Here is a 25,935-nt window from a genome sequence, read left to right on the forward strand (position 1 = left end):
CGCCATGTCCACCAAGTCTGATCCTCCGCCGCCTTCCGTTCGTCCGCCGCAGCGTGGCGGTGGCGTGTTCATCGCGCTGGGTCTGGTGCTGGGTGCAGGTTTCGGCATGGCGGCGGGTGAACCATCGCTGGGCCTGATGGTTGGCCTGGGGTTGGGCATGCTGCTGGCATTTGGCCTGGCGATGCTGGACAAGCGGTGAACCGCGCGAGAAGGTGAAGGGTTCCCGGGCAGGGGGCTCCGCTGGAATGACTTGTTGAGGGATATTTGCATATGGCCGGCGGCTTGTTTGCACTGCTCGATGATGTCGCGGCGATCACCAAGGTGGCGGCGGCCAGCCTGGATGACACCGCCGCCGCCGCGGTGAAGGCATCGAGCAAGGCGGCCGGCGTGGTGATCGATGATGCCGCCGTCACCCCGCGCTATGTGGTGGGGTTCAGCGCGGACCGTGAAATTCCCATCGTTGCCAAGATCGCGCGCGGCAGCCTGAAGAACAAATTGATCATCCTGCTGCCGGGCGCGCTGGCCCTGTCATACGTCCTCCCCGTGGCGATCACGCCGTTGCTGATGGCCGGCGGCGCCTTTCTGTGTTTCGAAGGCGCGGAAAAACTGTGGGAGAAATTCAGCCCGCATGAGGACAGCAGCGACGATGGCGCCGGCATGGACGCGGTGCAGCGCGAACAATCGATGGTGACAGGCGCCATCCGCACCGATTTGATCCTGTCGGGCGAGATCATGGCAATCGCGCTGGGCACCGTGGAGGACAAGCCGATCAGTGAGCAGGCCGTCGCATTGGTCGTGGTGGCCGTGGGCATCACGGCCATCGTCTATGGTGCGGTGGCGCTGATCGTGAAGGCCGATGATTTCGGCGTCTATCTGGCGCGCAGCCGCAGTGGCGCGCTGGCGGCGCTGGGCCGCGGCCTGGTGAAGGGCATGCCGCCGTTTCTGGTGCTGCTCGGCTGGATCGGCCTGGCGGCGATGCTGTGGGTGGGCGGCCATATCGTCATTGATGGTCTGAACAAGTTCGGCATCACGCCGCCACACGATCTGCTCCACGCCGGCATGCACGCCGTGGAAGGCGCCGGCGGGCTGGTAACATGGCTGATGGAGGCTGGCGGCTCCGGCCTGTTCGGGCTGGTGCTGGGCGCGGTGATCGTGGCGGCGTTGCATGCCCTGCCAAAACGCAGCGCCAAGGCGGCGCATTGACCAGAATGGCCGACATGTGTATTGTTATAGCAATACACAGGAGCAATTGACCATGAGAGACGCGCTGATCGCCATCCTGCTGTGCGGGATCGCCGTGGCGGCCTGCGAAGCGCGCAAGGCCGACACGCCGGAGCCGGTGGAGATCAGTGCGGATTTTGCGGCCGACAGCGCTGCCGATGTGAAGGCCGGCAATGCTGTTGCCGGCCGTGATTCGGCTGCCGTGCAATTCCATGCCGATACCGACAGCGGCGAGATGGCGTTGAAGCTGCCCGGTGGCATCGAAGGCCGCATCAAACTGCCCGAAGGCCTGGATGGCGACAGCGAGTTCGATCTGGACGAGGTCGGTCGCTATCCCGGCGCCAAGCTGACCGGGGTCGACGTGAAGGCCTTTGGCAACGACGACAAGACCCGCGCCAGGGTGCAATTGGGCTTCACGGCGCCGGGCCGGGCCGCCAAAGTGGCGGATTGGTATGAAAAGGCCTTTGTCGCCAAGGGCCGCAGCGTGCGGCGTTCGGGCAACAGCCTGTCCACCACCACCGTTGATGGCGAACCGCTGGTGATGGCGCTGCGCGATGGCGCCGGGGGCATCACCAGCGGCCAGATCACCATCCGCGACGAGAAGAACTGATTACAGGCTGCGCGCCGCGAACGTATCGCAACTGTCCATCTGCCCCGATGTCAGCCCGCGTTGCAGCCAGCGCATGCGCTGCGCCGACGTGCCGTGGGTGAAGCTTTCGGGGCTGACGCGGCCGCCGGCCTGTTGCTGCAACCGGTCATCGCCGATGGCTTGCGCCGCACGCAGGCCTTCCGCGATATCGCCGGCTTCCAGCAGATCCTGGTTGTGGTGCGCCCACACGCCGGCCAGGCAATCGGCCTGCAATTCCTGGCGCACCGACAGCGCATTGCCCTGCGCGTCGCCGGCGCCGCGCCGCGCCTGCTGCACCTGATCCGAAATACCGAGCACAGTCTGGATATGGTGGCCAACTTCGTGAGCGATCACATAGGCGGCGGCGAAATCGCCAGGCGCGCCGAAGCGCTGCGACAGATCGTTGAAGAAGCTGGCATCGAGATAGACCTGCCGGTCTACCGGGCAGTAAAACGGCCCCATGCCGCTGTCGGCCAGGCCGCAGCCCGATTGCACCTGACCGTCGAACAGGGTCAATTTCGGTGCCGGATAGGGCTGGCCGACCTGTTCGGGAAACAGCCGGCCCCAGGTGCGTTCGGTGGTGCCAAGCACGCGCGCGATGAAACGGTCATGCTCGCCGCCCAGCGCCGCTGCCGGCCGGGCGACTTGCGGCTGCCCCACATCAGCGCCGCCAATACCGCCGCCGCCGCCCAGCAATTGCAGCGGGTTGACCCCGAAGATCAGCCCCAGCACCACCACCATGACGATGGTGCCCAACCCCATGCCGCCGCCTCCGATGCCAAAGGGCAGCCCGCCGCCAAAGCCGCCACCATGATCTTCGCCGCGGCGATCGATGATGTTGCTGCTTTCGTCTTCGTCGTCCAGATTCATGCCGCGATCCTATCGCAGCGCCGCCGGGCGCGCCAGCGCTGCCTCGACGAGCAGAGCGATGCGCACACCGGCCTTGGCTACCGACACGCGCAGCGGCGGTGTGGCCGCGGCGATATAGGCCGCGGTGACGGTGCCGCGCGCATCACGGGGGCGGGAGCCGGCAGGGATCGGGCAGGTGTCGGGATAATCCCGCAACGCCGGATAGGCGATGCTGCGCGAAATCGCCCAGGCTTCCTGCGCCCAGATGGCCACCTTGCCTTCGGTATCGGTCGGGCCGGCGCTCCAGGCGCGGCGTTGCGCGGGCGTGATGCGGGCAGGCGCGATCGCCGGCGGTTCGGTGAGCGCGCGTTCGGCCATCTCGCCGTCCCAGATCCGGTGCAGGTTCATCCGGTCAGGCGCCTTGACGCCATAGGCGGCGCGCACCTGATTGCCGCCCAGATCAGCCTTGTCACCCATATGAAGGGGCTGGTGCAGATCGCCGACGAAGTGCACCAGAAACGCCAGCGCTTGCAATCGTTCGGCGGCCGGGCGGCTGCGATCGGCCAATATAGCCTGCTGGCGCGGGATTTGCGCGGTCACGCAATCGCCGTTCGGGCATTTGGCGTTGATGTCGAAATCCCCACACACGCTGATATTCTGATAGTGCCAGGCCGCCGAATAGGCGAAGCGGCCATCGGGCAGGCCGAGCACACAATCTGGCCACACCGATGCATCCTCTATGCTGGCCAGCGCGCAGGTCGGCGTGTTCAGCGCCGGCGCGGCGCGCAGCAGGGCCCGGATCCGGGTGCGCGCGGCGGGCGACAGCTCGGCAAAGGCGATGCTGGCGGTCAGCCGGTGGGCATAGCCGCCCCAGGCCAGCGCCGGGGCCGGCATCAGCAGCGGCATCAGCAACACCAGCGGCAGCAACAGTCGGATGATGGGGGCGCGGCGAATCATGGACATCGCATGGCCCAACTGCGTTACGCTGGCGAGACAGGCGCAGTGTCGCTATGGGGGGCTTGCAATGCCGCATCCGGCCCGCACATCCCTATCGTGAAGACCAGATCATCCTTCGGCCAAAACCTCGGAAATTTCCATGCGTGATCCCTATCTCGTGCTCGGCGTGTCCAAGACTGCCAGCGAAGCCGACATCAAGAAGGCCTTCCGGCGCATCGCCAAGGAGAATCATCCCGATCGCCACGCCAACAATCCCCAGGCGCTGGAACGGTTCAAGGAAGCCAACGGCGCCTATGAGCTTCTGTCGGACGAACAGAAACGCAGCCAGTTCGACCGGGGCGAGATCGGCCCGGATGGCCAGCCGCGCAACCCGTTTGCCGGCGGTGGCGGCGGCGGTTTTGGGGGCGGCGGTTCTGGCGGCGGTGGCGGCTTCGGCAATCGCAGCGAGCGGGATTTTGCCGCCGGGGCGGACGATCTGTTTGCCGAATTGTTTGGCGGGCGCAGCGGCTTTGGCAGCGGCGGGCGCGGCTTTCGCACCCAGGTGCGCGGGCCGGATGTCGCCTATCGCCTGACCGTGCCGTTCAGCGATGCCGTGCAACTGGCGCCGCAGCGCGTGACGCTGCGCAATGGCCAGACCATCGAGATCAAGTTGCCGGCCGGGCTGGAATCCGGCAAGCAGATGCGCTTGGCCGGCAAGGGTGAGCCTGGCCCCGGCGGCCCCGGCGATGCCATTGTCACCATCGAGATCGCTTCACACCATGTGCTGGAACGGGAAGGTGATGATGTCCGGCTCATCCTGCCGCTCCGGCTTGACGAAGCGGTGCTCGGCGCCAAGGTGCTGATGCCGACCGCCGAAGGCAGCGTGACGCTCACCATCCCGGCCGGCACCACATCGGGCAAGATGTTCCGCCTGAAGAGCCGGGGTTTCCGCCGCACCGATGGCACGCGCGGTGATCAACTGGTGACGGTGATGATCGACATCCCGCCCGATGATGACGCGCTGAAGGCGTTCGCCGAAAACTTCATCGACGGCCGCAATCCGCGCGCGACCTTCGATCTTTGATGGCCGCTGTGGCGCCAGCCCGATCCTGGCGCGCCCGCTGGCCGCTCCGGCGCATTGCGATCGATGCTGTCAATGGCACATTTGCAAACGGCTTCACCCACGCCGGCAATCTGGCCTATCTCAGCCTGGTGACGCTGTTTCCCTTCGTCATCCTGCTGGCATCGGTGGCCGGCACCCTCGGCCGGACCCGCGAAGGCCTGGCGGCGGTGGAAGCCTTCCTGCAGGCCTTGCCGCCGGGTGTCGCCGATCTGATCGGGCCAACGGTGCGCGTCGTGGTCACCGCGCCGGCCAGTGGCGGGGTGATCACCTTTGGCGTGATCGTGGCGCTGTGGACATCATCGGGCGTGCTGGTGACGCTGCGCACCATGGTCAGCCAGGCCTATGGCACCACATCGTCGATGCCGTTCTGGCGCTGGCGGCTGGTCGGGCTGGCCGAAGTGCTGGGGCTGGTGCTGATCCTGCTGATCGCCTTTGCCGCGCAGGTGGTGGTCACCGGCGCCGAAACCTTCGTGTTCAATCTGATGCCGGTGGCGGCCGATGTGTTTCCGACATTGGGGTTGCAGCGGGTGGTGCCGGCGGTGCTGCTGTTCCTGGCGCTGTGGGCGTTGTTTGGCCAGTTGTGTCCCCGCCGATTTCGCGTGGCGCCATGCTGGCCGGGCGCGCTGGCCACGACGCTGGCCTGGACAATCACCACGCTGGCGTTGCCGCGCGCACTCAGCCTGCTCGGCGGTTATGACATGACCTATGGCAGCCTGGCCGGGGTGATCATCGCGCTGTTGTATTTCTACATCATCGGGCTGGGGCTGGTGCTCGGCGCACAGGTGAATGCTGCCATCGGTCGCGCCCGGCTGGAAACGGCCGCGATTTCCGATTAAGCCCCGGCGCAGCATCTAGATCGGAGAACGAACATGGGGATCATGACCGGCAAGCGCGGCCTGATCATGGGCCTGGCCAACGACAAGAGCCTGGCCTGGGGCATCGCCAAGGCCTTGGCCGAACAGGGCGCGGAACTGGCGTTCAGCTATCAGGGCCCGATGATGGAGAAGCGCGTGCGCCCGCTCGCCGAACAATTGGGCGTGGCGCGCCTGTTCGAATGCGATGTGGCGTCGGTGGAGAGCATGGATGCCTGCTTTGCCGCGCTGGCGGCTGATTGGCCGACGATCGATTTCCTTGTCCATGCCATCGGCTTTTCCGACAAGAACGAACTGCGTGGCCGCTATGTCGATACCAGCCTCGACAATTTCCTGCTGACCATGAACGTGTCCGTCTACAGCTTCACCGCCGTTGCGCAGCGCGCTGCCGTGATGATGCCGAACGGCGGCGCCATGGTCACCTTGAGCTATTACGGCGCCGAGAAGGTCATCCCGCATTACAATGTGATGGGCGTGGCCAAGGCGGCGCTGGAAGCCAGCGTGAAATATCTGGCGATGGACCTTGGCCAGCAGAATGTGCGGGTGAACGCCATTTCCGCCGGCCCGATCAAGACATTGGCTGCCAGCGGCATCGGCGATTTTCGCTACATCATGAAGTGGAACGAATATAATAGCCCGCTGCGCCGCAACGTGACGATCGAGGATGTCGGCGGCGCCGGCGTGTATCTGCTGTCCGGCCTGGCCAGCGGCGTGACCGGCGAGATTCACCATGTCGATGCCGGCTACAACGTGATTGGCATGAAGGCCGAAGACGCGCCGGATATCGGGCTGGAAAAGTGAGCCTCAACACATTCGGCCATCTGCTGCGCTTCACGACCTGGGGCGAATCCCATGGGCCGGCGATTGGTGCCGTGCTGGATGGCTGCCCGCCCGGCATCAACCTGGCCGAAGCCGATATCCAGCCGTTCCTCGACAAGCGTCGTCCCGGCCAATCGAAGTTCACCACCCAGCGCCAGGAACCGGATGAAGTCCGCATCCTGTCAGGTGTCCATGACGGCCGCACCACCGGCACGCCGATCAGCCTGATGATCGAGAATGTCGATCAGCGTTCAAAGGACTATAGCGAGGTCGCCGCCAAATACCGGCCGGGCCACGCCGATTATGCCTATGATGCCAAATATGGCCACCGCGATCCGCGCGGCGGCGGGCGATCGTCGGCGCGCGAGACGGCCAGCCGGGTGGCGGCGGGCGCCGTGGCGCGAAAGATCATCGCAGGCGTCAGCATCACCGCCTATCTGGTGGAGATCGGCGGCATTGCCATCGATCGCAGCCGGTTCGATTGGGCGGAAATCGCCAACAACCCCTTCTGGTGCCCGGATGCCGAAACCGCAGCCATTTGGGCCGAAACGCTCGACGCCGCGCGCAAATCCGGATCGTCTTTGGGTGCCATCGTTGAATGTGTTGCCACGGGCGTGCCGGCCGGTTGGGGCAGCCCGCTTTATCACAAGCTGGATGCGCAGCTCGCCAGTGCGGCGATGAGCATCAATGCCGTGAAGGCCGTGGAAATCGGCGATGGCTTTGCCGCCGCGCGCCTGCGCGGCGAGGAAAACGCCGATGCGATGCGCCCCGGAGCCGACGGCCCGCAGTTCCTGTCCAACCATGCCGGCGGCATCGCAGGCGGCATTTCCACCGGCCAGCCCATCGTGGTCCGCATGGCGCTGAAGCCCACCAGTTCCATCCTCACGCCGGTGGAGACCATCACGGCAGACGGCCAGGCCACGCAAATCGTCACCAAGGGCCGCCACGACCCGTGCGTCGGCATCCGCGCCGCGCCGGTGCTGGAAGCGATGGTGGCGCTGGTGCTGGCCGATGCGTTCCTGCTGCATCGGGGACAGGTCGGACGTTAAGCATTGTTCCGGATATAACGCCTGATTGCATTGTCACATCATGATGAAGTTTCATAAGGAGACGATCATGACCGACAAGAGCAACACGGCATCTGGTTCGCAACCGGTCCAGAAGGATGGCGACTATCCCAGCAATGAGGCGCTGGACAATATGAAAGACACCGGGACCACCTGGTATCATTACAAGCCGCCCGAAACGGCGTCGGGCACGGCAACGGCGTCTGGCACTGCTTCGGCGACGGTTCCGGTGCCGCCGCCCAAGCCGGGCTGACGGCCGCGGTTGGCGCAGCGGTGGCGCTCGGTTCAGCCGATGGCGCCGCTGCTGCACCGGCGACAGGCAGGCGGGGCTGCGACAACCCGGGATCAAATCGGGGACCGCCTGAGCGGTTCGATATGATCGCAATCGACCCTAGAATAGACGCCCGCCGTTCGGCACAGCCTGGCTGGGGTGCAGCAACACCACCTCGCCGTCGGCATCCGGCACGCCAAGGGTCAACACGTCCGACATATATTTGCCGATCTGCCGCGGCGGGAAGTTCACCACGGCCATCACCTGCCGGCCGGGCAAATCCGCCAGGCCGTAATGGCGGGTGATCTGCGCGCTCGATTTGCGCCGGCCGATGGTACCGCCGAAATCGATCACCAGCTTGTACGATGGCTTGCGCGCCTCCGGAAAGGGCAGGGCCTCCACGATGGTTCCCACCCGCACATCGGCCTTCAGCCAGTCGTCAAAGCCGATCAGCGGCTCCGGCGGGGCATCGGCAGGGTGGAGAACATGGCTCATCGTGCGGGCTCCCAGACAGGTCGCCTCGCCTGTTTCACATTTTGCCGCGCGGCGCCACGGGGCCGACACAAGGCGCTGGGATTTCGACAGCCGCCGGCATAGGCTGGCCGCCATGACCTTGTCGCTGCTGCCCGAAAAATCCCTGACCGCCGCCGATATCGCCGAACGGGTCGAATCCGTGCTGGCCGAAGCGACCCTGGCCGAAAAAATCGCCATGATGTCGGGCAAGGGATTTTTCCGGCAGTACAAGGCCGATGGCAAATTGTGGGGCGGATCGCCCTATCGCGCCGGCGGCGGCATCGATCGGCTCGGCGTGCCGGCCTTCTGGTTCACCGACGGTCCGCGCGGCGTGGCGCGCGGCCAATCCACCTGTTTCCCGTGCACCATGGCGCGCGGCGCCAGTTTCGATTCCGATCTGGAACACCGCATCGGCGAGGCCATGGCCATCGAGATCCGCGCCCAGGGCTGCAATCTTTCGGGCGCGGTGTGCATCAACCTGCTGCGCCATCCGGCGTGGGGCCGCGCGCAGGAAACCTATGGCGAGGATCCGCATCATCTGGGCGCCATGGGCGCGGCGCTGGCGCGCGGGCTGGCCGCCCACAATGTCTGCGCCACGGTCAAGCATTTTGCGCTCAACAGCATGGAGAATATGCGCTTTTCGGTGGATGTGATCATCGATGAACGCAGCTTGCACGAGGTCTATCTGCCGCATTTCAAGGCGGTGATCGACGCGGGCTGCCAAAGCGTGATGAGCGCCTACAACAAGGTGAACGGCGAATATTGCGGCGAGAATCGCCATCTGCTGACCGACATTCTGCGCCACGAATGGGGCTTTGCCGGCTTCGTGCACAGCGACTGGATCATGGGCGTGCACAGCGTGTGGGGCGCCGCCGCCGGACTGGATGTCGAAAATCCCGAACCGCGGGTGTGGGGCGACAAATTGCTGGCAGCCGTTGAAGCCGGCAGCATCGCGGCTTCGGTGATCGACACGGCCTGCCGCCGCATCCTGACCGTGCTTTACACCAATGTTTCCGCCGAAGACCCGCTGCCCGAATATACGCAAGCAATGGTGTCCAGCCCCGCGCACGCGGCGCTCGCGCTGGAAGCCGCGGAGAAATCCGCCGTGCTGCTGAAGAATGATGGCGTGTTGCCCTTCGCTCCGGCCAAGCGGCTGGCGGTGCTTGGCCGGCTGGCGCGGCTGGCCAACACCGGCGACAATGGCTCGTCGCGGGTGCGGCCGTTGCATGTCGTCACCGCGCTGGAAGGGCTCGCGGCCGTCACCGACGTGCTGACCGGCGATGAAGATGATCTCGCCGCCGCGGCAGCCGCCGCCAGCGCCGCCGACGCCGTGGTGGTGATCGCCGGCTACACCGCGCGCGAGGAAGGCGAATTCATCCCCGGCGGCATCACCCTGGGGCAGGACAATGCCGCCGGCGCCGATATTGGCGGCGATCGCGCCGATCTGGGCCTGCCGGCCGACACGCAAGCATTGATCCACGCGGCGGCCGCCACCGGCAAACCGCTGGTGGTGGTGATCGTGGCCGGTTCGGCGGTGCTGGTGGAAGGCTGGCACTATGCGGCTGGCGCCATCTTGCAAAGCTTCTATGCCGGCCAGGCCGGCGGCACCGCGTTGGCGCGGCTGCTGTTCGGGCAGGTGTCACCATCCGCGCGCTTGCCGTTCAGCGTGGCCCGGCAGGCCGGGGATTATCCCTGGTTCGATCGTACCGCCAGTACCATCACCTATGATCTGTGGCACGGCTATGCGCGGCTGGAGCGCGAGGGGATTGAACCGCGCTATGGCTTTGGCCACGGCCTGTCCTACACGGCGTTCGCTCTGCGCGCCTTGAAATTGCGGCTGGCGCAGGATCGGGTGGCGATCAGCGTCGCGGTCAGCAATACGGGGCCGATGGCCGCCGAAACCCCAGTGCTGGCCTTTGCCCATGCCCCGGACGGCCCGGTGGCACGCTGGCCGCGGCAACTGGCGGCCTTCACCCGCGTCGCGCTGGCGCCGGGGGAGACGAAGATCGTCGCCCTGTCGGTGCCGTTGTCGGCCCTGCGCTGGCGCGGGCAGGGGCGCTGGCATTTCCAGCCCGGCGACTATGGCTTCAGCGTCACCACCGGCGCCGGCGATCCCGATGTGTCGGCGACCATCCGGCTGGAATCACTTGGAATTTGAGTGAATGAACTCCCTCCCCCTTGCGGGGAGGGCGACTCGTGCCCCTTGGCGCGAGCGGGGTGGGGGTTGCACCCGTGGTAGCCGGTGGCGGGAACCCCCACCCCCGCTCGGCTGGCGCCGAGTCGCCCTCCCCGCAAGGGGGAGGGAGTGCTTACGATCAGTTCGGCAGCGTCACGCTGGCCAGTTTGGGATCGCGCGAACCCACCGGCGCGGCCAGCACTTCGGCCAGGAACACGCCCTTGTTCACCGCGCTGGTGCGTGGATCGCCGGCCTGGCTGCGGATGGCGGGATCGCCGTTGTTGGCACCGGCGCGGTCGAGCAATTGCTGTTCAGCCTGGCTGCGCGGTGGCGGCTTCACGCCGGGGCCGAACAGCGCCTCCATCGCGGCGGCCTGGGAATCGACGCCCATGGCGCGCGGCGCACCGGGGGTGGGCGGCGCCAGCGCATAATCCGGTGGCACCACCAACGGCGCGGAGCGGGCGATGGCCAGTTCATCGGGGCCGCGCCCGGTCAGGCGGTTGACCTTGCCGCCGCAGGCGGTGAGCGTCACGGCCAGCAGGCCCAGAACAATCAGGTTACGCATCGCGGGCTTTCCCATCGTTGGTATCGGTTGACGCAAACAGGGCGCGCGCCAGCAGCAGGATCACCCCGAGTGTAATCGCACTGTCGGCAAGATTGAAGACATAGAAACTGTGCGTTTCCCAGTAGAAATGCAGGAAATCGACCACGTAGCCGAACCGCACCCGATCGATGATGTTGCCGAACGCGCCGCCCAGCACCAGGCCGAGCGCGATGATGTCGATCGCATTCTTCTCCCGCCGCAGCCACAGCGCCACCGCCAGCGCAATCCCGGCGGTGGCGGACGTGAGCAACCAGCGCGCCAGATCCGAATCCGCCGCCAGCAGGCCCATCGACACGCCGATATTGCCGACGAACGTCAGCCGGAAAAACGGCAGCACATCGATGCCGCCGATTTCGGGCAGGCGGATGATGTTCAGCACCCAATATTTGCTGATCTGATCAAGGATCAGCACGATGACGGCGAGGATGTAGCCGCGGTTAGGCATTTATCACCGTGTCACCCACCACTGCCTCACAACGCCCGCACAACGATGTCTCTTCCACCACATCGGGCAGATGCCGCCAGCAGCGCGCGCATTTCGGCAGATCGGCCTTGGCGACGGTCAGTTGCTCTTCGCCGCCGTGGGCGAGCGTCACCTCCGACACCAGCAGCAGTTCGGCCAGATCGAGCCCGGCCAGCGCAACAATGCGGGTGTCGTGCGTGGTGGTGATGTCGATGCGCGCTTCCAGGAAGCTGCCGATGGTCTTGGCGCGGCGCAGTTCCTCAAGCTTCAGATAGGCTTCCTCGCGCAACTTGCGAACCAATGTGAACTGCCCATCCAGCGCATCGTCGCGCCAGCCGGCATCGATCTCGGGCCAATCGAGCAGATGCACGCTGTCGGCATCCGGGTAGCGCGTGCCCCACACTTCTTCGGCGGTGAACACCAGCACCGGCGCCAGCCAGCGCGTGAGGGCGTGGAAGCTGATATCCAGCACCGTGCGCCAGGCGCGGCGGGTCAGGGCCGTGGGTGCGTCGCAATAGAGACTGTCCTTGCGGACATCCATGGCGAAGGCCGACAAGTCATTCTGCACGAACTCGGCGATCAGCGTGGTGTAGCGGTTGAAATCATAGGCGGTGGCAGCAGCGCGCAATTCGCCAGACAGCACGGCGAGCCGGTGCAGCACCCAGCGTTCCAGCGCCGGCATCTGATCGGCGGGCAGACGCTCGGCTTCATCCCAGCCCTCAAGTGCGCCGAGCAAGTAACGGAAGGTATTGCGCAATTTGCGATACTGATCGGCCACGCCTTTCAGGATTTCATCGCCGATGCGGTGATCTTCGGTGAAATCGACGCTGAGCGCCCACAGCCGCAAGATGTCCGCGCCGTACACCTTCATGATGTCGAGCGGGTTGATGACATTGCCTTCCGACTTCGACATCTTGCGCCCGCTGGCGTCCATGGTGAAGCCGTGGGTGAGGATGGCGTTGTAGGGCGCGCGCCCGCGTGTGCCGCAGCTTTCCAGCAGGCTCGATTGGAACCAGCCGCGATGCTGGTCGCTGCCTTCCAGATACAGGTCCGCCGGCCACTGCATTTCCGGCCAGCGCCCGGATTCGAGCACGAAGGCGTGGGTGCAGCCGCTGTCGAACCAGACGTCGAGAATATCGGTGATCTGTTCGTAATCGTCGGCGCGGCCGCCGAGCAGTTCGTTCGCGAATTCGGGTGTCCAGGCATCGACGCCCTGTTCGCGGAAGCGGGCGATGATGCGTTCGTTGATGGCTTTATCGACCAGATATTCGCCGGTTTTCCGGTTGACGAACAAGGTGATCGGCACCCCCCAGGCGCGCTGCCGGCTGAGCACCCAATCCGGGCGGCCCTCCACCATCGCGCCGATGCGGTTGCGGCCCTTTTCAGGGGTGAAATGCGTGGCGGCGAGGGCGGCGACGGCGGTTTCGCGCAAACTCTTCCCCTCCCGTTCAGGGGCGGGCAGCGGCGTGTCCATCGGCACGAACCATTGCGGCGTGCAGCGGAAGATCACCTTCTTCTTCGACCGCCACGAATGCGGGTAACTGTGCTGGAACGGCCCGGCGCTCAGCAGCGCCCCGGCGGCGCGCAAATCATTGCAGATCGGCCCCTCCGGCGCATTCAACGCCGGATTGATGACATTCTTCGCCTCGCCGCCCAGCCACAGCCAATCGGCGCGGTAACGGCCATCGCCTTCCACCGCGAACACCGGATTGATGCCGTTCGCCTTGCACAGCGCGAAATCATCCTCGCCATGATCGGGCGCCATGTGGACGAGGCCGGTGCCCTGATCGGTGGTGACGAACTCGCCGGGGAGGAAGGGGCGGGGCTTGGCGAAGAAGCCGCCGAGATGGTGCATCGGGTGGCGGGCGATGGCGCCGGCGAGTTGGGTGCCGATCAAGCCAAAACCGACCAAACGCGCCGGACCTACACGCTGGTAAAATTGTTCGATCAAATCATCGGCGATGAGGTAGTTGCGACCCTGCCACTCGCCAAGAACGTAGCGAACCTCCGGCCCGTACGCGATCCCCTGGTTCACCGGGATCGTCCACGGCGTCGTCGTCCAGATCACCGCATACGCCCCCACCAATTCCGGCGCGTTCGGCGCTTCCACAATCTCGAACGCCACGTCGATCTGCGTCGAGGTGATGTCGTGATATTCCACCTCGGCGTCGGCCAGCGCAGTCTTTTCCACCGGGGACCACATCACCGGCTTGGCACCGCGATAAATCTGCCCGCGCTCCGCAAACTTCAGCAGTTCCGACACGATGGTGGCTTCCGCCTGGAAATCCATCGTCAGATAGGGGTGCGCCCAGTCGGCATTGATGCCCAGCCGCTGCAACTGCCCGGCCTGCACATCCACCCAATGCTGCGCATAGGCCCGGCATTCGGCGCGGAATTCGGCGGCCGGCACCGCATCCTTGTTCAGCTTCTTGGCGCGATACGCCTCTTCCACCTTCCATTCGATCGGCAGGCCGTGGCAATCCCAGCCGGGCACATAGGGCGCGTCCTTGCCCATCAGCGTCTGCGTGCGCACCACCGCATCCTTCAGGATATGGTTCAGCGCATGGCCGATGTGCATGTCGCCATTGGCGTAGGGCGGGCCATCGTGGAAGATGAACTTCTCGCGACCCTGCCGGTCCGCGCGCAGTTGCGCATACAGGTCGGCGGCCTGCCATTTCGCCAGAATCTGCGGCTCGCGCTCCGGCAGGCCGGCTTTCATCGGAAAGTCGGTTTTCGGCAGGAAGACGGTGGAGCGATAATCGGGCGCGGTCATGGTGGCGGCTTTAGGGGATGGGGAAGGCGCTGTCACGCCTTCACCTCTCCCCCAAACAATCACCTCTCCCCCTGGGGAGAGGTCGAGAGACGCGCGAAGCGCGGCCCGGGAGAGGGGTGACGCCTGTGGTGTCGGAGGTCGCAACCCCTCTCCCGCCGCGCTGCGCGCGAGTCGACCTCTCCCCCAAGGGGAGAGGTGAGTTAACCGCGCAATATCTTCCGCGCCGCCACCACGTCGGCCGCAATCTGCGCCTGCAACGCCTCCAGACCATCCAGCTTCAGTTCCGGCCGTAGATAGGCTACCAATTCCACCCGCAGCACCTGGCCGTACAGATCGCCATTCCAATCGATCAGCCAGGTTTCCAGCAGTTCCACCGGCGGTTCGATCATCGGGCGGATGCCGAGATTGGCCACGCCCGGCACCCGCGTGCCATCGGGCAGGATTACCCGCACCGCATAGACGCCATAGGCCGGGCGGACATAATCCCCCAGCACCATGTTGGCGGTGGGAAAACCGATGGTGCGGCCCAGCTTGGCGCCATGCTCCACGACGCCCTGAATGGTGAACGGGCGCGTCAGCATCGTGGCGGCGACGCCCGGCTGGGCCTCCCGCAGGGCGGCGCGGATGCGGGTGCTGCTGATGATGCCGGCATTGTCGCGCACTGCATCGACCACGCGCGCGGCATAGCCATTGGCCAGGCCCAGCCGCGCCAGATCGTTCACATCGCCCTGGCGGCTCTTGCCGAAGGTGAAATCCGCCCCTGTCACCACGCCGGCAACGCCCAGACGGGTGAAGAGCCATTCTTGCACGAATTCTTCGGCCGACAAGGCAGCGAGCGCGCGATCGAAGGGCATCACCACGGCGCCGTCCATGCCGAACAGATCAAGCCAGCGCGCGCGCTGTGATATCGTTGAAAGGGCAAACGGCGGCGAGGACGGCTGAAAAAGGCGGGCCGGGTGCGGATCGAAGCTGGCGACCAGCGCCGGCCGGCCCAATTTGTGCGCCCAATCGCGCGCCGCGCCGACAACCGCCTGGTGGCCGGCGTGAAAGCCATCGAAATTGCCCAGCGCCACGATGCCGCCACGCAAAGCGCCAGGCAGGGGGGCGCCCCCGGTGATCAAGTCCATGTCGCGCGGCTTAGCGGGGGGCGAGGCCAGCGGCAAGCAGGCGCGCCGCATTGCCGCCCATCACCTTGGCGATATCGGCCTCGCTCATCCCCGCCGCCAGCAGCGCATCGGTGACGGCAGCGATGTGCGCGGTATCGAACCCCACCGTGGTCGAACCATCATAATCGCTGCCCAGCCCGACATGATCGATGCCGGCGACGCGCGCAGCATGCAGGATCGCCTTGGCGGTGGCGCCCGGCGTCGGCTGGCAGATGGCGGCATCCCAGTAACCGATGCCGATCATGCCGCCATTGGCAGCGAGCGCGCGCAGTTGATCGTCGGTCAGGTTGCGCGGGGTATCGCAGGTGGCCTTCACGCCGCCATGGGAGACGACCACCGGACGGGTGGCGATGCGCAGCACATCGGCAACGGTGGCGGCGCTGCTGTGCGCGATATCGACGATCATGCCGCGCGCTTCTGCGTCTTTCACAACCTGCACCCCGAACGGCGTGAGGCCGCCCTTGTTGATGCCGTGCATCGATCCGCCGACGTCATTGTCGAAGAAATGCACCAGGCCGATCATGCGAAAGCCCGCCGCGTGCAGGCGCTCGACATTGGCGATCTGGCGTTCCAGATTCTGGCTGCCTTCGGTGGAAAGCAGCGCGCCGGTGACCTTTTTGCCCGCAGCACGGTCGGCCAGCAGGCGCTCGAGATCGGCCGGTGTCTTGACGATGCGCAGCCGCCCGGCGGCGCGTTGTTCGGCGTCGTGCAATTTCTGCGCGTGCCACAAGGATCGTTCGAGCCGGCTGGTCCAGGTGCGGATCGGCTGCAACTGGCCGATGGCGAGCAGGGTGATATTGTCACTGTCGGCGCCGTTGCTGTCATAATTCTGGCCGACCGGGGTCTTGGTGACGCTGGAAAACACCTGCAGCGCGACATTGCCGGTTTCGAGGCGCTTGAGATCGACATGGCCTTGTTCGGTTTCCGAAAGCAGATCGCGCTTCCACAACATGGTGTCGGCATGCAGATCGATGATGGTCAGTTGGCTGTGCAGCGCCTGCGCCGGTGCCGTCACCGGCCAGTTGGCGCCGGTGGTGCGGTTCATGCCGCGCTCGGCGATGCCCGGCACGAACACGAAGAAGCCGATGGCCGCCACCAGCAGCAGTCCGCCCAGCCCGATCAGCAGCTTGCGCATCATTCCCCCTATCGCCGTTCGAGTGTGACGAAGGCAAAGCCCGGCTTGTCAGCTTCGGGCGCGTGCGTCACGCGGGCAATTTCCGCCCAATGCGCCGGATCGAAGGCGGGCATGAAGGTGTCGCCCTCCGGTTCCGCGTCGATCTCGGTCAGTTCGACGCGGGTGGCGACGGGCAGGGCCAGCGCATAGATTTCGGCGCCGCCGATGATCATCACATGGCCGCGGATGCGCGGATCGAGCCCGGCCGCGACAATGGCTTCGGCCAGATTGGGCACGATGGTCACGCCCTCGGCGCGCCAATCGGGATCGCGGGTCAGCACGATATTCTGGCGGCCGGGCAAGGGCTTGCCGATCGATTCGAAGGTCTTGCGGCCCATCACCACCGGCTTGCCGACGGTGATCACCTTGAAACGTTTCAGATCGGCCGACAAGTGCCAGGGCATCTTGCCATCAAGGCCGATGACGCCGTTTTTCGCGCGGGCGACGACGAGGGTGATGTCGAGGGTCATGGCTTGTCTTTTCCCACCCCCAGCCCCTCCCCCAAGCGGGAGGGGAACTGCCTGGCGCTTGCACGATCTGCTCCCCTCCCGCTTGCGGGAGGGGCTGGGGGTGGGAGGATCCTCACACCGCCACCGGCGCCGCAATATGCGGATGCGGATCATAGCCCGCGATCAGGAAATCCTCGAGCGCATAACTGAACAGATCGCCCGGCTGCCGCACGAATTCCAGGCGCGGGAAGGGGCGGGGCGTGCGGCTGAGTTGCGCCGTCACCAGATGTTCGTGATTCACATACAGGTGGCAATCCGCCCCCATCCAGGTGAGCACCCCTGGTTCCAGCCCGCACTGCTGCGCCAGCATGCGGATCAGCACTGCGGCTTCGAAGATGTTGAATGGAAATCCCAGGCCCAGATCGCAACTGCGCTGGTAGAGAATGCCTGACAGCCGGCCATCAGCCACGAAATACTGGTAGGTCATGTGGCAGGGCGGCAGCGCCATGCGGCCAAGTTCGGGCACATTCCAGCCGGTGAAGATGTGGCGGCGGCTGCTGGGGTTGGTTTTCAGGCCGTGCACCAGTTCGGCCAGTTGATCGACCGGCGTGTCGGCGCGGAATGAACCATCCGCGTTCGCCGCATAGCGTGGCCAGCGTCGCCATTGCACGCCATAGACCGGCCCCAGATCGCCCCAGCGCGCGGCGAAATCCTCGTCGGCGATGATCCGCGCTTCGAAATCATCGCGGCTGATCGCCTCGCCGGTTGCCTTGCGGTAGGTGTCCAGCGGCCAATCCGTCCAGATATGCACACCTTGTGCCACCAGCGCGCGGATGTTCGATTCGCCGTTCAGGAACCAGATCAGTTCGCGGATGGCCGATTTCCAATAGACGCGCTTGGTGGTGAGCAAAGGCACCGTGCCGTCCGACAGATCGAACTTCAGCGTCTCCCCGAACAGCGCGCGCGTGCCGGTGCCGGTGCGATCGCTGCGCACCGCGCCGTCGCGCCACACACGCTGCACGAGGTCAAGATATTGGGCTTCGCCGGTCGCAGTCATTGCCCCTTGTCAGGGATATCGCCAACCGCCGTCAACTGCTGCGATCAGGTCGGCATGGCAACGATGTCCCCCCCAAATTCGGCTCTGCCGCCGCCGGCACCAGCAAGGATATCCAGGCCATCCCTGGGCCATGGCGCGACGATCATGGCGCGGCGCGCGTTCTGCGCACCTCTGGGCGCAGCGCCGATACGGCGGCGATCCGATCGGCGATGTGGCAGGATCGCAAGCGCGTGCTGATCGATCGGCTGGGCTGGAATCTGCAATCGCCCGACGGTTTGCACGAACTGGATCAATATGATGGCGACGATACGCTTTATCTGATCGTCCATCAGGTGCAGACCGGCCGCCATCTGGGTTCGGTGCGGCTGCTGCCCAGCACGGGCGCGCACATGCTGGCTGAAATATTCCCGCATCTGTGTGCGGATGGTGTGCCGGTGGGCCCCGACGTGTGGGAAATCACCCGGCTGGTCACTGCGCCAGCGCTGAACCGTGCCGAAGCCTTGCAGGTGCGCCGGCAGCTTTCGGTGGCGCTGTTCGAACATGCGCTCGGCCTGGGCATCACCCGCTACACGATGGTCACCCATCTGCCCTGGCTGCCCAGCCTGCTCAGCATCGGCTGGGATGCCGAACCGCTGGGGATGCCGCATGGTGAGGGCAATGATGCGATGGCGGCGCTGCAGATCCTGGTGAATGCCGATACGTTGGCGCGGCTGCGCGGTGCCTGGGATTTGCCCGATGCGGTGTTGCCGCAACGGGCCTACTGAGATCGACACGGTGTGTGAACCAGCGTTTTGACCCTGCGCTGGTCACCTCCATGTCGAGGGTGCCCCGGTTCCTCGCCCTGATCTGCAAACGGCCCTCCCCGTCTGCTGGATACTGGCCGGGCCGGGGCACCCATCCTGCAATGTCGCCGCGATGACCGCAGCCGATCTGTTGGCCGTCTGGCATGTGGTGCTGGCAGAGACCCTGTTGCTGGTCGCGATGATCGTCGCGATCAATGGCCTGGATGATCTGGCCATCGATCTGATCTGGCTGTTCATGCCCGCCGCGGCGCGCGCCGGGCGGGTGAAGCCGACCGCGCAAGCAGGGCCGCCGCCGGCCTTCGCCATCCTGATCCCGGCCTGGGACGAATCGGCGGTAATCGGTGCCATGCTGCGGCGCTTGATGGCCGGGCTGGATTGGCCGGAAGTGCGGGTGTTCGTCGGCCTCTATCCCAATGATCCGGCCGGCATTGCCGCGGTCGCCACCGTGGCCGATGTGCGTGTGCAGGCGGTGATCGGCGCGGCGCCAGGGCCGACCACCAAGGCGGACTGCCTGAATGGCCTGTGGCAGGCGCTGTGTGCCGATGAGGCGGCGCGCGGACGGCGCTTTGCCGGCATCGTGCTGCACGATGCCGAAGATGTGGTGCATGGCGCGGAACTGGCGGTGTTCGCGCGCCATCTGCCCGGCCGTGCCATGGTGCAATTGCCGGTAATCCCGTTGGTGGATGAGGCCAGCCCATTGATATCCGGTCATTATATCGATGAATTCGCCGAAAGCCATGCCAAGGATCTTCTGGTGCGGCAATGGCTTGGCGCTGGGCTGCCGTCGGCGGGGGTGGGGGTGGTTTTCTGCCGGGAGCGGCTGGGCGGTATCGCGGCGCAGCGCGGCGGCCAGGTGTTCGATGCCGACAGCCTGACCGAGGATTATGAGCTGGGCCAGCGCCTCCATGCCGACGGCGGGCGCGGTGCGCTGGTGTGGGAATGGCGGGGCGGCGCTCCCGTTGCCACGGCCGAGCATTTTCCGGCGGATTTCCGCAGTGCCGTGAAGCAGAAATCGCGCTGGTTGGTCGGCATTGCGCTGGCCGGCTGGGATCGGCTGGGCTGGCAGGGCGGGGCCGTGCAGCGCTGGATGCTGCTGCGCGATCGCAAGGCGCCGTTGATGGCGCTGGTGACCCTGGCCGCGTATCTGTTGGCGCTGCTGCTGGCGCTGGATACGGCGCTGCGCATGGCCTGGCCGGCGGCGGCGCGGCTGCCTGTGGTGGCGGGCGGGCCACTGGTTTGGCTGTTGTGGATCAACTGGTTGCTGCTGGTGTGGCGGCTGGCGATGCGCGCCTGGTTCACCTTGCGGCTGCATGGCCCGGTGGAAGCGCTGCTCGCGACCCCGCGCGCGGCGGTGGGCAATCTCATCAATGCCGCCGCGGCGATGCGCGCCATCCGCATCTATGCCGCGGCCCTGCGCGCCGGCCGCCAGCCGCGTTGGGACAAGACCGTGCATCGTTTCCCCGGTGCGGCGTGATCTGCAGCGCAATGTTGTGCCGCGCCCCAGCGTGACCGGTAGCGCCGCCGTGCGGCGGGGGCGGCCGTTTCGCGCTCTGGCCTTGCTGCTGTTGCTGTTCATGCTGTGGCTCGGCTGGCGCTGGCCGGTGATCGGCGCGCGCGTGGGCGAGGTGGCCGCGCTGCTGATGCCGCACCCTGTGCCGGCGGTCGTGCGGGAGGCGGCGGTCGGCACGATTTCGGCGCCTGTGCATGACGCCGTGCCCGTCAGACGAGCCGACCCTGCCGGCTTCACACCCGCCCCCCGGCCGCAGCCCCCCGAACCCGCACCGCGAGCCGATGTCTCCATGGCCATGCCCGCCGCGCCGCTGCCCGCTGCTGCGCCGGCTCAACCAACCGTTGCCACGCCGGTCCAGTTCGAGGACGCCGCCGCCTTTCGCCTGGCGCAATCCGCCTATGATCGGTTGCGCGCGGGCCAGCGCCGGCAGGCCGCCGCGCTGTTCGATGCGGCGCTCGGCCTTGCCGACAACCGCCAGTGGCAGGCCGACCGTGCCGCGCTGGGCCGGCGCTGGCAGATCGGTGGTTTCGCGCTGCTTCGCGATGGCGGCAGTGCGGGGCCGGCTGCCAGCCCGGTGCTGGGCGGCGGCCAGATGGGCGGCAGCATCGCCTTTCTGCCCGATCCTTACGCACGCCGGCCATTGGCATTGGTGGCGCGCGCCAATGTCGCCGCCGATCGGGCCGGCCTGCGCGGGGACACCGCCCAGGCCGCCATCGGCATCAGGCAGACGCTGGCGCCCGGCGTGTCGATCAGCGCCGAACGGCTGATCGCCATCGGCAGCGCCACGCGCGGCGACTGGACGCTGCGCCTGGCGGCCGGCGGCGTGCGCGGGCGGATGAGCGTCTATGGCGAAGCCGGCGTGCTGGGCAGCGGCCAGGCCTATGGCGGGGCGCAGGCCAGCGCCCGCCTGTTGCGCATCGGCCCCGCAACGCTGAACGCCGCCGCTTGGGCCAGCCTGCAAACCGGCACGCCTGATGTGTGGCGCGTCGATGTCGGCCCGTCGATCAGCGCGCAGGTGAAGGGCATCCGTCTGCAAGCCGATTGGCGGCAGCGTGTGGCCGGCAATGCCGCACCCGGCAGCGGCCCGGCAGTGACGATTTCGGCGGGGTTCTAGCGCAGTGATCGCCCGGGCCGTAACGCTGTCGGAATATCTCAGCCTTTGGTGGCGAACCAGATGACATGCGCGGCGCCCTTGCCATTTTCGCGCGCCCGCACCCGCACCGTTTCGACCGTCAGCCCGGTGCGTCCCAACAGGCGCTCGAACGCCGGATCGGGCGCGGCCGACCAGACAGCGAGCACGCCGCCGGGGCGCAGGGCGCGCTTCGCATCGGCCAGCCCCTGCTTGCTGTAAATCCCGTCATTGGCCGCACGCGTCAGCCCGTCCGGACCGTTGTCGACATCAAGCAGGATCGCATCATAGGCTGACGTCGCCTGCCCGATCGCATCCGCCACATCGCCCATGGTCAGTGTCACGCGGCGATCATCCAGGCAGCCATCGGTCACCGCTGCCATGGCCCCGCGCGCCCAATCGATGATGCCCGGTACCAGTTCGACCACCGTCACGGCCGCGTCCGCCGGCAGCCGGCCCAGCACGGCGCGCAGCGTGAAGCCCATGCCATAGCCGCCGATGAGCATATGCGGCTTGGTGCGGCCCGCCAGCCGATCGCAGGCCATGGTGCCAAGCGCGACTTCGGAGCCGTGCATCCGCGTGCTCATCAACTCGTTGCGTTCGAGCACGATCATGAAATCGCCGCCGCGCCGGAACAGCCGCAGCGGCGCCCCGCCCGGCACTTCGGCCACGCCGATGAGTTCGCGCGGCGTCATCGGCCAATGCTCACAAATTGTCGTTCGCGATCCGCCGCCGTTCCGCCAGCTTGCGCAGCAGGGCGCGGGTGCGCAATTGGCCGAGGAGGTCGTTGATCACCGAGATGCCCTGTTCGGCCATGTCGAGCGCCTTGGCTTCGCCGACATGCCCGGCGGTATGTTCGAGGAAATGGCGGATTTCCTGCCCGGTCAGCCAATCGATCAGCACATTGTACAGCCGCATCTGGCCGCCATCGAAGCCGAGTTCGGATTTGAAGCCGATCTCGTCGAGCCGGGCGATGGTGCGCAGGATGCCGGCGTCGCGCGCCGACACACTGCCGTCATCGGCGACCGTGACGATGCCATCGCCCAGATGTTCGGCCATGCTGGGTGGCAGCGCCAGATCGGCGATGGCCACGCGGGCCGGGCCAGCCTCGTCCAGGCGCTGGGCGAGCAGCGCGTCCAGCATCGGGAAGGCTTCGGGCAGCAGCCAGCGATCGCCATCGTCGGCCTCCAGCAAGGTGCGGATGACGGCCAGCGGCAGGAAACGTTCTTCCTGCAAGCGCTTGATCGCCTTCAGGCGGGCGACATGCTCGTCGGAATAGCGGGCGCTGTTGCGGCTGGCCTTGTCGGGTTCCGGCAGCAGGCCTTCGCGGATATAGTAGCGAATGGTTTCGCGGCCGACTCCGCTGGCCTTTTCAAGATCGCGCATGCGCATGGCCGCTGCCTTAGCGCATCCCGGTCCGCCATGCTAACCCGCTGGTCATGGAATCGTTCGCCCGCCTGCTGGATGCGCTGCTCTACACGCGGTCGCGCAATGCCAAATTGCGGTTGATCGCCGATTGGTTGCTGGCGACGCCCGATCCCGATCGTGGCTGGGGGCTGGCGGCGTTGACCGGCACGCTCGATCTGAAGGCGGTGCAGCCCAGCCTGCTGAAGGCACTGATGGCGGAGCGGGTTGACCCCACGCTGTTTGCGCTGAGCCATGATTTCGTCGGCGACATGGCTGAGACGATTTCGCTTTTGTGGCCCGATCCGCCGGGAAACAAGCCGCCGCCGCCAGCCCTGGACGAGGTGGTGGGGCAACTCGCCGGGCTGGGCCGCAAGGAAGCGCCGGCCGTGGTGACGGCGCTGCTCGATCGGCTGGATGTGCAGGGCCGTTATGCGCTGATCAAGCTGGCCACCGGCGCGCTCAGGGTCGGCGTGTCGGCGCGGTTGGCGAAAACCGGCCTGGCGCAGGCGTTCGGGCTGGATGTGGAGGCTGTCGAGGAGGTGTGGCATGGGCTCAGCCCGCCATTTGCACCGCTATTCGAATGGGGCACCGGCAAGGCCATGCAGCCCACCGCGGGCGATGTGCCGGTGTTCCGGCCGTTCATGCTGGCGAACCCGCTGGAGGATGGCGAGCAGCTCGATCTGGCCACCCATGTGGCGGAATGGAAATGGGACGGCATCCGCGTGCAGATCGTGCATGCCGGCGGCGCGACGCGCCTGTTCAGTCGCACCGGTGACGATGTGTCGGGCGCGTTTCCCGATGTGGCCGGCGCGCTGGCGCTGGCGGCGGCGCTGGATGGCGAATTGCTGGTGCGCGGCGATGGCCAGGCCGACAGCATCGCGGCATCAGGCAGTTTCAACGCCTTGCAGCAACGCCTGGGCCGCAAGGCGCCGCCGGCCAAGCTGATGGCGGAGCGGCCAGCCTTCATCCGCGTCTATGATCTGCTCAGCATTGGCGGGGAGGATCTGCGCGGCCAACCCTGGAAGGCGCGGCGCGCCCGGCTGGAAGCTTTGATGCCAAGCCTTGATCCGGCGCGGTTCGAACTGTCGCCGCTGGTGACGGCGGCGGATTGGGCGGCGCTGGCCAGCTTGCGCGATGCTGCGCGTGATGCGGCGATCGAGGGCCTGATGCTGAAACGCCGCGATGCGCCCTATGTCGCCGGGCGGCGTGGCGGGCTGTGGTACAAATGGAAACGCAGCGCGCTCACCGCCGATTGCGTGCTGATGTATGCGCAGCGCGGCCACGGCAAGCGATCCAGCCTGTACAGCGATTATACCTTCGGCTGCTGGACCGATGACGGCCAGTTGCTCCCTGTTGGCAAGGCCTATAGCGGCTTCACCGATGCGGAGCTGGCCATGCTCGACAAGTATGTCCGCGGGCATAGCGTGGCGAAATTCGGCCCGGTGCGGGAGGTGGAGAAGGCGCTTGTGCTGGAGGTGGCGTTTGATTCGATCCACGCCTCCACCCGGCACAAATCCGGCCTGGCCATGCGTTTCCCGCGGATTTCGCGCATCCGCACCGACAAGCCGGCGGCAGAGGCTGACAGCATTGCCACCCTGATGCGGCTGGCGACCTGATGCCGGCGATTATCCTGTTTGCCGTGGCCATAACCGCGGCGCCGCTGATGCCGCCGCCGTCGCCGCTGGCCGGTCTGGAAGGCTGCTGGCAGGTGCGCGGGGAGGTGGAGGGCAAGCCGATGAGCGCTACGGCGCGCGGCAGTCGGAAACTGGGCGGCCGCTATCTCCTGCTGGAACTGCAGGGCAGCAACAACAACGACTCGCATGACACCGCCATCATCATGGCCGATGCCGGGCCGGGGCAGTTGACCGGATGGTGGATGGACCGCTTCGGCGGCCCGGGCAGCGCGGCAGGCACCGGCAGCGTGGAAGCGGACGGGTTCAGCATCAGCTATGCCTATCCATCGGCGCGCTTCGTCAATCGGTTCCGGCGCGTCGGCCTGGGATGGGATTGGCGGATCGATGCCCGGCCGGGCGGCGGCAAGGCCAGCCTGTTCGCGCGCTACACACTGCGGCCGGCACGCTGCCCGGCGCGGTTCGGCGTGTTCTGAAAGGCTGGCAGCGGATGCGCCAAGGCGCTAGGCTGACGCCATGCTGATTGCCACCTTCAATATCAACGGCACCAACGCCCGCCTGCCGCGCCTGCTGGAATGGCTGGAGGCCGTAAAGCCCGATGTCGCCTGCCTGCAGGAGATCAAGACGATTTCCGAGAATTTCCCGGTCGATGTGCTGCGGGACGCCGGCTACCATTGCCTGGTGCACGGTCAGAAGGGCTTCAACGGCGTCGCCATACTGTCGCGTGAGCCAGCCACCGAAGTGCAGCGCGGCCTGCCCGGCGATGATGCCGACGAACAGTCGCGTTACCTTGAGGCCGACGTGATGGGGGTGCGCGTGGCGAGCCTCTACCTGCCCAACGGCAATCCGCAGCCCGGGCCGAAGTTTGATTACAAACTGACATGGATGCGGCGGCTGAACACGCATGCGCTTGGTCTGCTCGGCCTGGCGCAGCCTGTGGTGCTGGCCGGCGATTACAATGTGATTCCAAACGATGACGATATCTGGGATCCGCGCCGCATGGCCAATGATGCGCTGATGCAGCCGGAATCACGCGCCGCCTATTGCGAGCTTCTGTGGCAGGGTTGGACGGACGCGGTGCGTTCGCTGCACCCCAAGGGTGGCATCTGGAGCTTCTGGGATTATCAGGCCGGCGCCTGGCCACAAGACCATGGCTTTCGCATCGATCATCTGCTGCTGTCGCCGTTGGCCGCCGATCGGCTTGTGGATGCCGGCGTGATGCGCGACGTGCGCGGGCAGGAAAAGGCCAGCGATCACGCGCCGGCCTGGGTGCGGCTGCGGGAGGGGTGAGGCC

At 66.4% G+C, this 25,935-nt stretch carries 27 protein-coding genes; 15 read left to right on the forward strand and 12 right to left on the reverse strand.

Annotated features, from left to right (window positions below; translation table 11 throughout):
* Positions 1–4 precede the first annotated feature (4 nt).
* The 3 genes from ABWP22_RS14380 (at position 5) to ABWP22_RS14390 (ending at position 1,831) form a co-directional block, all read left to right on the forward strand.
* On the forward strand, positions 5–199 hold the full coding sequence (locus tag ABWP22_RS14380; RefSeq protein WP_353200671.1) for a hypothetical protein: 195 nt from the start codon (positions 5–7) through the stop codon (positions 197–199).
* Between the two features lie 71 nt (positions 200–270).
* Positions 271–1,203, forward strand: a complete 933-nt coding sequence (locus ABWP22_RS14385) for a DUF808 domain-containing protein (protein ID WP_353200672.1) — start codon at positions 271–273, stop codon at positions 1,201–1,203.
* 52 nt (positions 1,204–1,255) lie between these two features.
* A complete protein-coding gene (locus tag ABWP22_RS14390; protein WP_353200673.1) occupies positions 1,256–1,831 on the forward strand; it encodes a hypothetical protein in 576 nt (191 codons plus the stop codon).
* Here the strand turns inward: ABWP22_RS14390 and ypfJ are convergent, their stop codons facing one another.
* Together ypfJ and ABWP22_RS14400 are read right to left on the reverse strand one after the other, a co-directional pair.
* Positions 1,832–2,719: a KPN_02809 family neutral zinc metallopeptidase gene (gene ypfJ, locus ABWP22_RS14395; RefSeq protein WP_353200674.1), complete on the reverse strand. Its 888-nt coding sequence runs from the start codon at positions 2,717–2,719 to the stop codon at positions 1,832–1,834.
* A gap of 9 nt (positions 2,720–2,728) precedes the next feature.
* Positions 2,729–3,655, reverse strand: coding sequence for a S1/P1 nuclease (locus tag ABWP22_RS14400; RefSeq protein WP_353200675.1), 927 nt, complete (start codon positions 3,653–3,655; stop codon positions 2,729–2,731).
* 139 nt (positions 3,656–3,794) lie between these two features.
* Between ABWP22_RS14400 and ABWP22_RS14405 the strand changes: the two genes are divergently transcribed.
* From ABWP22_RS14405 to ABWP22_RS14425, 5 genes are all read left to right on the forward strand, one after another.
* Complete coding sequence (locus ABWP22_RS14405) at positions 3,795–4,718, forward strand: DnaJ C-terminal domain-containing protein (RefSeq protein WP_353200676.1); 924 nt, start codon at positions 3,795–3,797, stop codon at positions 4,716–4,718.
* The gene (locus ABWP22_RS14410; RefSeq protein WP_353200677.1) at positions 4,718–5,593 is read left to right on the forward strand and encodes a YihY/virulence factor BrkB family protein; all 876 of its coding nucleotides are present in this window, start codon (positions 4,718–4,720) and stop codon (positions 5,591–5,593) included. Before ABWP22_RS14405 ends, ABWP22_RS14410 begins: the two co-directional genes overlap by 1 nt.
* 33 nt (positions 5,594–5,626) lie before the next feature.
* Positions 5,627–6,430 carry an enoyl-ACP reductase FabI gene (gene fabI / locus ABWP22_RS14415; RefSeq protein WP_353200678.1) on the forward strand — a complete coding sequence of 268 codons (804 nt, stop codon included), beginning with the start codon at positions 5,627–5,629 and terminating at the stop codon, positions 6,428–6,430.
* Complete coding sequence (gene aroC, locus ABWP22_RS14420; protein WP_353200679.1) at positions 6,427–7,497, forward strand: chorismate synthase; 1,071 nt, start codon at positions 6,427–6,429, stop codon at positions 7,495–7,497. The genes fabI and aroC overlap by 4 nt, the downstream gene beginning before the upstream one ends.
* Positions 7,498–7,564: 67 nt before the next feature.
* Positions 7,565–7,768, forward strand: a complete 204-nt coding sequence (locus ABWP22_RS14425) for a hypothetical protein (RefSeq protein WP_353200680.1) — start codon at positions 7,565–7,567, stop codon at positions 7,766–7,768.
* Positions 7,769–7,906: 138 nt separating this feature from the next.
* Here the strand turns inward: ABWP22_RS14425 and ABWP22_RS14430 are convergent, their stop codons facing one another.
* Positions 7,907–8,281, reverse strand: a complete 375-nt coding sequence (locus ABWP22_RS14430; protein WP_353200681.1) for a tRNA-binding protein — start codon at positions 8,279–8,281, stop codon at positions 7,907–7,909.
* Between the two features lie 112 nt (positions 8,282–8,393).
* On the opposite strand from ABWP22_RS14430, the gene ABWP22_RS14435 reads away from it, so the two are divergent.
* Complete coding sequence (locus tag ABWP22_RS14435) at positions 8,394–10,457, forward strand: beta-glucosidase (protein ID WP_353200682.1); 2,064 nt, start codon at positions 8,394–8,396, stop codon at positions 10,455–10,457.
* Between the two features lie 157 nt (positions 10,458–10,614).
* On the opposite strand, the gene ABWP22_RS14440 is transcribed toward ABWP22_RS14435, so the two are convergent.
* From ABWP22_RS14440 to thyA, 7 genes are all read right to left on the reverse strand, one after another.
* On the reverse strand, positions 10,615–11,040 hold the full coding sequence (locus ABWP22_RS14440; RefSeq protein ID WP_353200683.1) for a DUF3035 domain-containing protein: 426 nt from the start codon (positions 11,038–11,040) through the stop codon (positions 10,615–10,617).
* A complete protein-coding gene (gene lspA / locus ABWP22_RS14445; protein WP_353200684.1) occupies positions 11,033–11,524 on the reverse strand; it encodes a signal peptidase II in 492 nt (163 codons plus the stop codon). Before lspA ends, ABWP22_RS14440 begins: the two co-directional genes overlap by 8 nt.
* The gene (gene ileS / locus ABWP22_RS14450; protein WP_353200685.1) at positions 11,517–14,315 is read right to left on the reverse strand and encodes an isoleucine--tRNA ligase; all 2,799 of its coding nucleotides are present in this window, start codon (positions 14,313–14,315) and stop codon (positions 11,517–11,519) included. Before ileS ends, lspA begins: the two co-directional genes overlap by 8 nt.
* Before the next feature lie 200 nt (positions 14,316–14,515).
* A complete protein-coding gene (locus tag ABWP22_RS14455; RefSeq protein ID WP_353200686.1) occupies positions 14,516–15,442 on the reverse strand; it encodes a bifunctional riboflavin kinase/FAD synthetase in 927 nt (308 codons plus the stop codon).
* Between the two features lie 10 nt (positions 15,443–15,452).
* Positions 15,453–16,616, reverse strand: a complete 1,164-nt coding sequence (locus tag ABWP22_RS14460) for a dipeptidase (protein WP_353200717.1) — start codon at positions 16,614–16,616, stop codon at positions 15,453–15,455.
* Positions 16,617–16,624: 8 nt separating this feature from the next.
* On the reverse strand, positions 16,625–17,125 hold the full coding sequence (locus ABWP22_RS14465; protein WP_353200687.1) for a dihydrofolate reductase: 501 nt from the start codon (positions 17,123–17,125) through the stop codon (positions 16,625–16,627).
* Between the two features lie 112 nt (positions 17,126–17,237).
* Positions 17,238–18,161 (reverse strand): thymidylate synthase, encoded by a 924-nt coding sequence (thyA, locus tag ABWP22_RS14470; protein ID WP_353200688.1) that lies wholly within the window; start codon positions 18,159–18,161, stop codon positions 17,238–17,240.
* On the opposite strand from thyA, the gene ABWP22_RS14475 reads away from it, so the two are divergent.
* From ABWP22_RS14475 to ABWP22_RS14485, 3 genes are all read left to right on the forward strand, one after another.
* Positions 18,161–18,925: an acyl-homoserine-lactone synthase gene (locus ABWP22_RS14475; protein WP_353200689.1), complete on the forward strand. Its 765-nt coding sequence runs from the start codon at positions 18,161–18,163 to the stop codon at positions 18,923–18,925. The genes thyA and ABWP22_RS14475 overlap by 1 nt on opposite strands.
* 151 nt (positions 18,926–19,076) lie before the next feature.
* Positions 19,077–20,438 (forward strand): glycosyl transferase family protein, encoded by a 1,362-nt coding sequence (locus tag ABWP22_RS14480; protein WP_353200690.1) that lies wholly within the window; start codon positions 19,077–19,079, stop codon positions 20,436–20,438.
* Positions 20,428–21,588, forward strand: a complete 1,161-nt coding sequence (locus ABWP22_RS14485) for a hypothetical protein (protein ID WP_353200691.1) — start codon at positions 20,428–20,430, stop codon at positions 21,586–21,588. The genes ABWP22_RS14480 and ABWP22_RS14485 overlap by 11 nt, the downstream gene beginning before the upstream one ends.
* Before the next feature lie 38 nt (positions 21,589–21,626).
* Here ABWP22_RS14485 and ABWP22_RS14490 read toward each other — a convergent pair whose 3' ends face one another.
* Both ABWP22_RS14490 and ABWP22_RS14495 read right to left on the reverse strand, forming a co-directional pair.
* Positions 21,627–22,298, reverse strand: a complete 672-nt coding sequence (locus tag ABWP22_RS14490) for a spermidine synthase (protein ID WP_353200692.1) — start codon at positions 22,296–22,298, stop codon at positions 21,627–21,629.
* A 10-nt stretch (positions 22,299–22,308) separates the two neighbouring features.
* Positions 22,309–22,995, reverse strand: coding sequence for a MerR family transcriptional regulator (locus tag ABWP22_RS14495; protein ID WP_353200693.1), 687 nt, complete (start codon positions 22,993–22,995; stop codon positions 22,309–22,311).
* A 47-nt stretch (positions 22,996–23,042) separates the two neighbouring features.
* On the opposite strand from ABWP22_RS14495, the gene ABWP22_RS14500 reads away from it, so the two are divergent.
* The 3 genes from ABWP22_RS14500 to xth are packed head-to-tail and all read left to right on the forward strand — an operon-like array spanning position 23,043 to position 25,931.
* Entirely contained in the window at positions 23,043–24,626 is a 1,584-nt protein-coding gene (locus tag ABWP22_RS14500) for a cisplatin damage response ATP-dependent DNA ligase (RefSeq protein WP_353200694.1), read from the forward strand.
* Entirely contained in the window at positions 24,626–25,117 is a 492-nt protein-coding gene (locus ABWP22_RS14505; RefSeq protein ID WP_353200695.1) for a hypothetical protein, read from the forward strand. Before ABWP22_RS14500 ends, ABWP22_RS14505 begins: the two co-directional genes overlap by 1 nt.
* A 40-nt stretch (positions 25,118–25,157) precedes the next feature.
* Positions 25,158–25,931 (forward strand): exodeoxyribonuclease III, encoded by a 774-nt coding sequence (gene xth / locus ABWP22_RS14510; RefSeq protein ID WP_353200696.1) that lies wholly within the window; start codon positions 25,158–25,160, stop codon positions 25,929–25,931.
* Positions 25,932–25,935: the final 4 nt, after the last annotated feature.

It is taken from the genome of Sandarakinorhabdus sp. (genome assembly GCF_040398665.1).
Taxonomy (GTDB): Bacteria; Pseudomonadota; Alphaproteobacteria; order Sphingomonadales; family Sphingomonadaceae; genus Sandarakinorhabdus.